We start from the raw sequence: 11,662 nt of genomic DNA on the forward strand, positions 1-11,662 counted from the left end.
TCCAGGTACGACCACACCAGAAGTAGACCCAGGCACAGGAGGAGAAACCGATCCGGGCACAGGCACACCAGAGGTAGAGCCAGGCACGGGAGGTGGCGAAACCGATCCAGGCACAGGCACACCAGAGGTAGACCCAGGTATAGGTGGCGAAACCGATCCAGGCACAGGTACGCCAGAGGTAGAACCAGCGACTCCAGATAAGCCAGAAGCAGGTATTCCAACTGTCAACCCAATTTTGCCAAGTCAACCAGGAGCAAGTATTCCAGGTTTAGATATCGTAATACCAGATAAAAGTCTAAACACGGTCACGCCAGAGATTGATCCGTTAATACCTATTAACCCCGGCACGATCACACCAGAAGTCGATCCAGGTACAGGTGGCGAAACAGATCCCGGCACAACGACGCCAGAAGTAGACCCCGGCACAGGCGGAGAAACAGATCCAGGAACGACAACGCCGGAAGTCGATCCAGGTACCGGAGGCGAAACTGATCCAGGTACAACAACACCGGAAGTCGACCCAGGAACAGGCGGAGAAACTACCGATCCCGGCACGACTACGCCAGAAGTAGACCCAGGCACGGGTGAAGGCGAAACAGATCCAGGAACGACGACGCCAGAAGTAGACCCAGGCACCGGAGGCGAAACCGATCCGGGCACAGGTACGCCAGAAGTCGATCCAGGAACAGGCGGAGAAACTACCGATCCCGGCACAGGAGGCGAAACAGATCCAGGAACGACGACGCCGGAAGTAGACCCAGGCACGGGAGGCGAAACTGATCCGGGCACAGGCACACCAGGGGTAGACCCAGGTACCGGAGGCGAAACCGATCCAGGTACGACCACTCCGGAAGTCGACCCAGGTACCGGAGGCGAAACCGATCCCGGCACGACGACGCCAGAAGTAGACCCAGGAACGGGAGGCGAAACCGATCCGGGAACAGGCACACCAGAAGTAGACCCCGGCACAGGTGGCGGAGAAACAGATCCAGGTACAACCATGCCAGAAGTAGACCCAGGTACCGGAGGCGAAACCGATCCAGGAATGACGACGCCAGAAGTCGATCCAGGTACCGGAGGCGAAACCGATCCCGACACAGGTACACCAGAAGTCGATCCAGGTACCGGAGGCGAAACCGATCCTGGAACCGGCACGCCAGAAGTTGATCCCGGCACGGGAGGCGAAACCGATCCGGCCACTGGCACGCCGGAAGTAGACCCAGGCACGGGAGGCGAAACCGATCCAGGAATGACGACGCCAGAAGTCGACCCAGGCGCTGGTGGAGGAGAAACTGACCCAAGTACGACAACACCAGAGGTAAATCTAAGCACCGGTGATGGAGGCGAAACTGATTTAAGTAGTACCACATCAACTGAGACGACCGATACAGATAATCAAGTTGCAAGAAACCAAGTACTAAGTGATAACGGCTCTAATGATGGATTATCTAGTAATAAGCAAACGAATGACCAAACGAGTAACACACAAGAGCTAAGTGACTCTGAAGATGTTTCAGGTAAGCAATTACCTAAGACTGGTTCAACTTCAGGTATGTTTGGAAAATTTGTTGGTGGGATACTTGTTGCTTTTGCAGGATTCTTCGGACTGTTCAAACGCAACCGTCGTGAATTACAAAATGATGAAGATCGTGTCGAACGTGTGATCAAAGAGGAAGATGAAGAACAAGAAAATAAAGAGGAAAATAAGGATAAAAAGTAGAAAATAAGGTAAAAATAGAATACTTTTACCTCGATAAGTAAGCGATCAGGACAGAAGTGTTTAGCCTCGAAAGATAAGGCACCATCCACTAAAACAATTTTCGTAGATGGTGCCTTATTTCCAAAGAAGTTACTTCTGTTCCCGCCGTTTATTCGGTTTTAGAATATGCGAGAGGACTAATGTCCTACTCGCTTTATTTTGAAGTAGTCAATTTGATTTAACGCATTCCGACTAAATAATAGATAAAAATAATCATATAAAATAACCCATGAACTTCCGAAAATAGTTTCCTATTTTGGATTTCATGGGTTATTTTCTTATAGCTATTAGTCACAATGTTTATTCTGCTAGGTTTTTATTAGTTTGTTCATCTAGAATAGGCGAACTCTCATTCACTAAATCAATCGGCTTAATAGCTAAAAATTGAGTTTGAAATTGTAATAGTTTTTTCATGAAAAATGAAATGAGATAAATAGAGATGGCAGAGATAACCGCTTGTCTTACCCCCAGAATCACAAGGTTTAGAACTATGATCACGGTATTTGTCAGTAAAACACCTAAAGCATGTTCGATCCCAAAATATTTTTTGAAAATCAATGGAGGAACCGTAACTCCGCCGTTTGAGGCACCGATTTGGTAAAGAATGAATATTCCAAGACTAAATAGAAAACTGCCAGCGACTAAGGCGATTGGGAAATGTTGGGTGATTGTCAAAGTCGGTGTGTGTGCTAAAATAATCGGAAATATCAAACTACCTATCAGGGTTTTAAAAAAAACTGCTCTTTCCAGAAAGATAAAAGCTAAGCAAAGCATCGCTAGATTGATTGCCCAAACAATCAATGTCCGATCGATCAGCAAGGCCATTTCTAGAAGAAAACCAATTGATCCTACGCCTGCTGAAGCAATTTGATGTGGAAGCAAAAACATATTTAGTCCCACAGTAATACTAATGATTCCAACAATAATCACAGGTAATTTTTTTATTTCTGCTTTCACACGCGTATTCCTTTCTTTTTTCACTATTTCTATAATTATAGCAAGTAGTCCAGGTAAGAAAGTAACAACTTTTTCAGACTAAACTGAAAAAAATATTTCGCGGGTTTGTTGCTTATTCGTTGACTAGATAATTATTTTCTTGTAAAGAATGTGCACTATTTTGTTTCTTTTTTCGATACTCTTTAGGTGAGATTTTTTCTTTTCGCTTAAAAATAGAACTAAAATAATTTGGATCATTGTATCCCACTTCTGAGGCTATGACAGATAGTTTTGAATTGGTTTCCCGCAAAAGTCGCCTAGCCATGCTCAATCGTTGTTCAGTAAGATAGTCAATAAATGTTTGTCCTATCCCTTGAGAAAAAATCGTACTGAAATGTGAGCTACTCAAATGGACATGATCAGCCACTTCTTTAAGAGAAAGCTCTGGTTCAAAATAGTGGTTCTCAATATACGTGACGGATTGTTCGAGTACTTCTTTATATTGATTCATGTGATTCTCAAGTACCATTTCTTTTAAAAAGTAAATCATTTGTTCAAGGTATTGGATGAAGAGAGGCGTGTCTGACAGAATGTTCGGGATTTCCTCTGTAGTGGTAAAAGAAACGACTTGATTGGTTTGTTTTTGACGTATCGTTACTAATTCATTCAACTCATTGATGATCAGATGCCTAACGAGAAGTGGATCGGCATGTTGATTGGTCTGTTTAACCAACTTCTCAACAAACGAAGAAATTTCGCTTTTTCTTAGTAAACGAATGGATTCTTTTAGATCAAAAGATTGTCCGTAATTACCAAGCTTTTTTTCATAATCTAAATAAGAAAGAATTTTTATTTTAGGATCGATCTTCAAGTAACTGAGCAAATGAACAGCGGTCTGATAACTATGTGGAATTTCGCTGATTCGTTTGACAGGATAACCGATTGCGATAACTAAATCATCTGTCGTATGACCTAATGTTTTATGAGAAAGCAATGCGACTTGATTTGCTTTTTTTTGTAATAGATCTTCATTTGGATCAAAAATCAATAGTTTGATAAATCGTGAAGAAAGGGAAGAAAAAAGTATTTGTTTATCGTTATCGAATAGCTCGGCCATCTTTTCATGAAAAACATCATAATCTGAAAAAAATTTATTTGTATGATTAGCGATCAAAAGAACCATATATTTATTTCCGGCGATTTCACGTTCCAGTTTTCGACCTTCTTCAATTGCTTCTGAAAGTAGTAACTGATTATTAAATAAAGCATTCAAGTAGAAGTTTTTTTGTACTTCTAAGGAATAGCCATTTGTTTCTTTAGACTGTTTCAATAAGGAAACAGCATCTAATTTTTGGATGATTTGTTCTAGACTCTTTTGTAGTTCATTAGGTTTGATCGGTTTTAACAAATATTCAGCTACTTGAAGTTGGATCGCAGCTTTTGCATAAGTAAATTCATCATATCCGCTAATAAAAATGATTTGGATATCGGGCAAGAGTTTTTTTACTTCATTTGCTAGTTCAATCCCATTCATAAAAGGCATACGAATATCTGTCACCAAGATATCTGGTTTTTGTTCTGCAATCATTGATAAAGCAAGTTCGCCATCGCTGGCATCTTTAATAGAACCCAGGGGTAGAAAGGTTGAAAATTCAGTGATCATCCTCTTCAATGATTCGCGAATCAAATGTTCATCTTCTGCGATAAAAATTTTATACATTTGCTTCATTCCTATCTATATTTTTTGTAGGGACAACGACATGGACGACTGTTCCGTGATCGATTCTGCTAGAAATCGAGATACTTGCATCGGTTCCATAGTACAAAAGTAAGCGTTTGTTGACATTAAAGAGTCCATATCCTTTATGGAAATTAGTATCTAAACCATCTGCGAGTTCTTGGTTGATCTCCTCTAACTTGGTTTCAGTAATCCCTTTTCCGTTATCAATGATCCAAAAATGGATAAATTCTTCTTGGTCTATATACGCTTTTACGTTGATTTTCCCTGGCCGACGAACCAATTTAGTTCCATGATAGACTGCATTTTCAATCAATGGTTGAAGAATCATTTTCAATATTGGATGATTATTGACTTTTGGATCAATGGTTAATTGATAAGATAATTGGTCTCCATAGCGGATTTGCAAAATCTTCAGGTAATTGTCGCAATGTCGAATTTCCTGTTCGACTGGTATCCAGTCTTTTCCTTGGCTTAATGAAATGCGGAAAAAGTCAGATAAGGCATATGTCATTTCTTTGACTTTTTCAATTTCGCCCATTTCTGCCAACACCAAAATGGCATCTAAACTATTATAAATAAAATGGGGAATGATCTGAGCTTGTAGTGTCCTGACTTCACTTTGCGCAAGATTATATTGCTTCAACGCATTTTCCTCTAACAAAATCACTAAGTTATCAGCCATATCATTCATGCTATTACTTAATTTTTTTAACTCATTATTTTGTGGAGTTTTGATCCGATGATTTAAATGTCCTTCTGCTAAAGCATCAGCCATCTTGATCATTTCATCCATAGGCTGTTGAATTTGGTACATCATTTTCGTGTTGAACTTTCTTGTCAATAGGAAAATCAGCGCGATGATAACAGCCTCGATGGTGGAGAGAATCACCAAGGAATTGCGAACTTCTTCACTTTTTATGGAAGCCGTATCGATTTCGATTTTGACAAAATCTTGTAAGATGTCATGGGCAAGTTTGACCGCAGATTCAACATGTAACATCAATGCTTGATTTTCTGCGAATGTTTCTTTTTGATGGATATTTGCAATGATTTTATCTAAATAATCGGAAACATTATCTAAAGAGCGCAAAACGATATTGAGTGTTGCTAATTCTTGTGAGTTTTGAGTACTGACTTTGATGGCACTGATTTCTTCTTTGATGCGATTGATCTGGTTGCTCTGTTGAAATTCTTCAGGTGTGATCTGTCCATAAGTTAATCCAAGAGCTTCTTCGATGATTGTTTCTTCTACGTTACTGGCGATTTGATTAGCAATCGAGATATTATGGATACTTTTTTCATAGGAAAAAAGATAATGTGTATAAAGTGCAATGCTAATGATCAAAGGCGTGATTGCTAAAGATAACATGAGCCAGCTTGTATGTCGAAGTAGTACTTTAATGCTTTCGTTCTTTTTCATTTTTCCTCCTAATACCCCCGCGGTGGGATCGTTGAAAAATCATTTTGGTCTGAGAACACCGTATCAGAAACATAGATGTCTTGTGGAATCGCTTTCTTTTCGAAGTAGCGTTTGACTGTATTGGCTACTAGTTCACCCATAAAAGGATTGCATTCCACCACACAGTTGACCTTTCCTTTTTTTAATTGATCGATCATCTCTTTTTGTGCATCAATGCTGACAATCACAAAATTCTTTTCAAGTTTTTTTTCCTTGATCGCATCTAAAGCACCTAGTGTCATTTCATCATTGTGAGAATAAATGACATCGATTCCCTCAAGTTTCCCCTCATCAATGGCTTTTGAAAATTGTTCTTTGGCTTTTAAGCGAATATAGTCTCCGGTGATCACTTGCCTGACATGGATTCTTGGGTCGCGACCGATGGTTTCTAAAAAGCCGTCTGATCGCAAGCGAGTGGGAGATGTGTTTTCTGAACCACGTATCTCAAATACTTGGATCGATTCTTGTGTTTTTTGCTGGTAATGATTGGTGACATAAAGGCCTGCTCGACTACCTTGTGCTTTGAAACTTGAACCAATATGGGTCAAATAGAGATCTTGTTTTTCCGTTGTGATGTTACGATCAACGATGATGACTGGGATATTCGCTTCTTTGGCTTCTTCCAAAACAGAATCCCAGCCTGTTTCTTCGATAGGAGATAACACGATCATATCGACTTGATAGGCAATAAATGTCATCACATCTTGTATCTGTTGTTTTGGATCAGAGTAACTATTTCGGTGAAGGACTTGGAAATTTTGTTTTTCCAGCGCTTCTTTGATGGATTGATTTTGAACTTTGCGCCAATTACTTTCGGTGCCAGCTTGAGAAAAACCAATGGTCAACTCTTTTTTTGTAGGCTCAGTAGAGTTGAAAGCACACCCAGTCAACAACAGGCAAAAAGCTACCAGGATAAAAAAACTTTTGTTCTTCATAATGAATCTCCCCTTTTATCTATATCATATAGCGTTTTCAATTTTCATATTAGCATGTTTGTCAATTTCGTAAGAAAATCAAGAATCGTCAAAAGAAAATGAAGAAAAATCAAAAGTTTACATAAATTCACGAGGGAATTTATAGAAACACAGAAAAATAATCAATGAAAGCGTTTTATATTTCGATTATGATGAATTCATCAAATAAGTATTTGGAGGGACACACATGAAACGAGTTGGGAAAAATTGGTTGGTAGCAATTGTTTTTTTATTAATATCAGTGACAGTATTCGTCGGTTGTAGCAATGGCAGTGCAGCCGGAGATGAAAAAGGGTTCGTAGGTATTTCGATGCCAACAAAATCTGCAGAGCGTTGGATCGCAGATGGCGACAATATGGTCAAGCAACTAGAAGAAAAAGGATACAAAACGGATTTGCAATATGGAGAAGACAAAGTAGAAAACCAAGTGGCACAAATCGAAAATATGATCACAAAAGGAGTAGATACGTTGGTCATTGCTTCGATTGACGGTTCAGCATTGACAGATGTCTTAGAAAAAGCACATCAGGCGGATATCAAAGTCATTGCGTATGACCGTTTATTGATGAACTCTGAATATGTCGATTATTATGCAACATTTGATAATTTTGGTGTAGGTGTTTTACAAGCTTCTTATATCGAAGATAAATTAGGCTTAAAAGATGGTGCTGGTCCATTTACGATCGAATTATTTGGCGGTTCACCTGACGATAACAACGCATTGATCAATTACAATGGTGTGATGTCGATTCTTCAACCTTATATCGACAGCAAACAATTGAACGTCTCATCAGGTCAAACGAAATTCAATCAAATCGCGACGCTTCGTTGGGATGGCTCAACTGCACAAGCACGTATGGATAACTTATTAAGTGCTAACTATACAGATGAACAATTAGATGCAGTTCTTTCTCCTTACGATCCAATCAGTTTAGGGATCATTTCCTCCTTAAAAGGAGTGGGCTATGGCTCAGCCGACAAACCACTCCCAGTTATCACAGGACAGGATGCAACGATTGCTGGAGTGAAATCCATCATTGCAGGAGAGCAAACACAAACGATCTTTAAAGATACACGGGTGCTAGCTGATAATACGGTAGAGATGATCGAAGCAATCAACAATGATAAAGAAGTGCCGGTCAATGATGAGGAAACCTACGATAATGGTGTGAAAGTCATCCCGACTTATCTAGCTAACCCAGTTTCTGTAGATAAAGAAAATTACAAACAAGAGCTGATCGATACTGAGTATTACAGCGAAAGTGATTTAGGCCAATAAGAGGGCTTTGGAACATTTGTCCTCTTGTACCCTTAGAACCGAATAAACGGTGTTTAGAAGCTGACCTTCAACATTAAGCAAAAAATCGGAGAAATATAACCAACTATTTTTCAATTTTCTCTCTTATTGCTTAGGTCAAAACGCTTCTGGCATAACCTCAATAAATAGTGTTTCAGTAGTAGCTCCTTCAAAAATAAGCGTGAGATCTCAAAATTTGAAGAACAATTTTCAGGTTTCGCGCTTATTTTTCGGAGTTGAGTACTTCTATCACACCCTCGATTAGGAAGTGAAAAAATGGCAGATTATATTTTAGAAATGAAAGAAATCATCAAAGAATTCTCTGGTGTTCGTGCGTTGAACAATGTCAATCTCCGCATCAAACGTGGAGAGATCCACGCCCTTTGTGGCGAGAATGGTGCAGGAAAATCCACGTTGATGAATGTGTTGAGCGGTTTGTATCCTTATGGCAGTTATTCAGGCGAAATCATGTATGACGGTGAGGTATGCCAATTCAAAAATCTTAGAGATAGTGAAGCGAAAGGGATCGTGATCATCCACCAAGAATTAGCCTTGAGTCCTTATCTATCGATCAAAGAAAACATTTTTTTAGGGAACGAACAAACAAAACATGGCGTGATCGACTGGAACTTGACGGAACGAAAAACAGAAAATCTACTAAAAACAGTGGGCTTGAAAATCGATCCGAACACCTTAGTCTCACAAATCGGTGTCGGGCATCAACAGTTGGTGGAAATTGCGAAGGCTTTTTCTAAAAATGTTCGATTACTCATATTAGATGAACCAACAGCAGCACTGAATGAAGAAGAAAGTGCCAATCTTTTAGCATTGATCAAGGAGTTTCGCAATCAAGGGATCACTTCGATCATCATTTCGCATAAATTGAATGAAATCGTTGCGGTGGCGGACAGGATCACGATCTTACGAGATGGCCAAACGATCGAAACGTTAGAAAATACAGCAATCAGTGAAGAACGGATCATTAAGGGGATGGTTGGTCGTGATTTAACGAATCGTTATCCTGATCGTCATCCTGATATTGGCGAGGTTTATTTTGAAGTCAAGGATTGGACGGTCCATCATCCATTGACCACCGACCGAATCATCAATGATCATATCGATTTTTCGATTCGACGAGGAGAAATTGTTGGTATCGCCGGATTGATGGGGGCAGGACGAACTGAATTTGCCATGAGTATTTTTGGTCGATCATATGGAAGCAATATCAGCGGTAAGATTTTTAAAGACGGAAAAGAATTAGTGATCAAAGATGTTTCTCAAGCAATTGATCATGGGTTGGCGTATGTGTCCGAAGATCGTAAGTCTGTTGGCTTGAATCTTTTAATGGACATCAGAGAAAATACGACGATTGCTAGTCTCAAAAAAATTAGTCGAAGTGGCATTTTAGATCAAGAAAAAGAAGTGATCGAAGCAGAGAACTTTCGGAAAAAAATGAGGACCAAAGCCACCAATGTGTTCCAAAACGTTGGTAGTTTAAGTGGAGGGAATCAACAAAAAGTCGTTTTAGCTAAGTGGTTGATGACAGAACCGGAAATTTTATTTCTGGACGAACCGACTCGTGGTATCGATGTCGGGGCAAAGTATGAAATCTACACGATTATTGAAGAAATGGCTGCCTTAGGAAAATGTGTCTGTATCATTTCTTCTGAACTACCTGAGATCATCGGTATGTGTGATCGGATCTATACCATGAATGAAGGGAAAATGACGGGAGAAGTGCTTAGAGAAGAGGCAAATCAGGAGTTATTGATGAACCTGATGACAAAAGAAGAGGAGGCAGTGGGCTGATGGAAAATGTCACAAAAAAAAGTCAGGAAAAAAAAGCTTGGAATGTAAAAGAAAAGATATTGGATATCTTTAGTAAATATAGTATGGTCATTATTTTGGTCGCTTTGTTGATCGCTTTTCAACTAATGACCGGCGGGATCTTTTTAAGACCGCTGAATATAACGAATATCGTGTTGCAAAACAGCCATATTTTGATTTTGGCCGCGGGAATGTTGTTGGTCGTACTTTTAGGCTACGTGGATCTATCAGTAGGTTCAGTCATGGCATTTGTAGGAGCGATGGCGGGTATGTTGATGGTCAATAACAACATTAGCCCTTGGCTCGCAGTCCCTTTATGTTTATTAGTTGGTGGGGTGATCGGTGCATGGCAAGGCTTTTGGGTCGCTTATGTAGGGATTCCGGCATTTATCGTAACACTTGCCGGTCTATTGATGTTTCGTGGCTTGACACAAGTTGTATTAGGAGGGCAATCTTTAGCGCCTTTCCCTGGAGGTTTCCAAAAAATCTCGACGGGTTATTTACCAGATATCTTTGGTGTTCCTGGAATGCACCTATTGACGTTGATTTTAGGTGTTGTGTTAGCTGTTAGTTTAGTATTTGCTCAATGGCGTGCGAGAGCGCGAAGAAAAGAAAATTTATTTGAAGTACCATCAATGAACGCATTCTTAATCAAAGCAGCATTGACGATCGTTCTTGTCTTAGGATTAAGTTATATCTTTGCTTCATACCAAGGATTTCCAGTAATATTGATCATTTTAGGTGTGATTGTTGGGATATATGGATTTTTGACCAATCGGACAGTCGCTGGACGACAAATTTATGCCACAGGTGGCAATTTGAAGGCCGCTCAATTATCTGGGATCAAGACGAAGAAAATCACCTTTTGGGTATTTGTGAATATGGGCGTCATGGCTGCTTTAGCAGGATTGATCTTAGCCGCTCGTTTAAATGCTGCTACCCCTCAGGCAGGGACTTCGCTTGAATTAGATGCGATGGCTTCTGTGTACTTTGGAGGAGCTTCGACTTCTGGAGGGATTGGAACGATCACTGGAGCAATCGTCGGTGGCTTAGTCATGGGTGTGCTGAACAATGGGATGTCGATCATGGGAGTCGGAGTAGACTGGCAACAGGCAATCAAGGGCTTGATTTTATTGCTAGCTGTCGTATTGGATATTTACAATAAAAAACGCAAAATTTCTTGAGGTGGTGAACGGATGGAATCGACAGAGGAAAAACGGATATTATTGATTTGCACCGCTGGGATCACTTCTGGTCTGCTAGTAAAAAATATCCAAAATGCAGCAAATGAAAAAGGGGTGCCTCTACATGTATATTCTGCACCAGCAATCGTGGCAGAGCAGGCGATCCAAAACCAACATATTGACGGACTGATGATCGGTCCACAATCAGAATATGAAGTGGAACGGTTAAAAGATTTTCTGACGGTGAAAGCTGTTCCTTACAAATTGATTCGTAAAGAAGATTACGAAACATTTGATGGTGAATCTGTCTTAGCAGATATCTTACAATTCTTTTGAAATCACTTGAAGTAAAAGCTGAAAAAGAGCAGTTGTTCCTTACAAAGCGCTAATAAAAAGAATCTCACAGATATTTTTTTGTGTTAATAATCCTTTCCAAAACAAGTTGTGCTACAATGATATCAAATAATTGTTCGGACAACTTACGT

Annotated in this window: 9 protein-coding genes; 5 read left to right on the top strand and 4 right to left on the bottom strand. The window is 40.0% G+C overall.

All coding sequences use genetic code 11. The annotated features are described in order from the left end of the window. The coding region (locus I2F89_RS03975) for an LPXTG cell wall anchor domain-containing protein (protein WP_195513527.1) at nt 1-1,720 on the top strand (1,720 nt) is incomplete at its 5' end. A 339-nt stretch (nt 1,721-2,059) separates the two neighbouring features. On the opposite strand, the gene I2F89_RS03980 is transcribed toward I2F89_RS03975, so the two are convergent. From I2F89_RS03980 to I2F89_RS03995, 4 genes are all read right to left on the bottom strand, one after another. Next, nucleotides 2,060-2,716: a YitT family protein gene (locus I2F89_RS03980; RefSeq protein ID WP_115357949.1), complete on the bottom strand. Its 657-nt coding sequence runs from the start codon at nt 2,714-2,716 to the stop codon at nt 2,060-2,062. A 112-nt stretch (nt 2,717-2,828) separates the two neighbouring features. Beyond that, nucleotides 2,829-4,415, bottom strand: a complete 1,587-nt coding sequence (locus I2F89_RS03985) for a response regulator (RefSeq protein ID WP_071866867.1) — start codon at nt 4,413-4,415, stop codon at nt 2,829-2,831. After that, on the bottom strand, nt 4,408-5,856 hold the full coding sequence (locus I2F89_RS03990) for a sensor histidine kinase (protein WP_195513529.1): 1,449 nt from the start codon (nt 5,854-5,856) through the stop codon (nt 4,408-4,410). Before I2F89_RS03990 ends, I2F89_RS03985 begins: the two co-directional genes overlap by 8 nt. Nucleotides 5,857-5,864: 8 nt before the next feature. After that, the gene (locus tag I2F89_RS03995) at nt 5,865-6,830 is read right to left on the bottom strand and encodes an ABC transporter substrate-binding protein (protein WP_115357946.1); all 966 of its coding nucleotides are present in this window, start codon (nt 6,828-6,830) and stop codon (nt 5,865-5,867) included. 226 nt (nt 6,831-7,056) lie between these two features. Here I2F89_RS03995 and chvE point away from each other — a divergent pair, with 226 nt between their 5' ends. The 4 genes from chvE to I2F89_RS04015 all read left to right on the top strand — a co-directional run bounded on the left by chvE (nt 7,057) and on the right by I2F89_RS04015 (nt 11,513). Beyond that, the gene (chvE, locus tag I2F89_RS04000) at nt 7,057-8,148 is read left to right on the top strand and encodes a multiple monosaccharide ABC transporter substrate-binding protein (RefSeq protein ID WP_195513530.1); all 1,092 of its coding nucleotides are present in this window, start codon (nt 7,057-7,059) and stop codon (nt 8,146-8,148) included. A 294-nt stretch (nt 8,149-8,442) separates the two neighbouring features. After that, nucleotides 8,443-9,975 carry a multiple monosaccharide ABC transporter ATP-binding protein gene (gene mmsA, locus I2F89_RS04005; protein WP_074799501.1) on the top strand — a complete coding sequence of 511 codons (1,533 nt, stop codon included), beginning with the start codon at nt 8,443-8,445 and terminating at the stop codon, nt 9,973-9,975. Beyond that, on the top strand, nt 9,975-11,177 hold the full coding sequence (mmsB, locus tag I2F89_RS04010; RefSeq protein WP_023519955.1) for a multiple monosaccharide ABC transporter permease: 1,203 nt from the start codon (nt 9,975-9,977) through the stop codon (nt 11,175-11,177). The genes mmsA and mmsB overlap by 1 nt, the downstream gene beginning before the upstream one ends. Before the next feature lie 12 nt (nt 11,178-11,189). Continuing rightward, on the top strand, nt 11,190-11,513 hold the full coding sequence (locus I2F89_RS04015; protein WP_071866862.1) for a PTS sugar transporter subunit IIB: 324 nt from the start codon (nt 11,190-11,192) through the stop codon (nt 11,511-11,513). Nucleotides 11,514-11,662: the final 149 nt, after the last annotated feature.

Origin of the sequence: Enterococcus sp. 1001283B150225_161107_E12, assembly GCF_015556925.1 — a bacterium.
GTDB lineage: Bacteria > Bacillota > Bacilli > Lactobacillales > Enterococcaceae > Enterococcus_B > Enterococcus_B mundtii.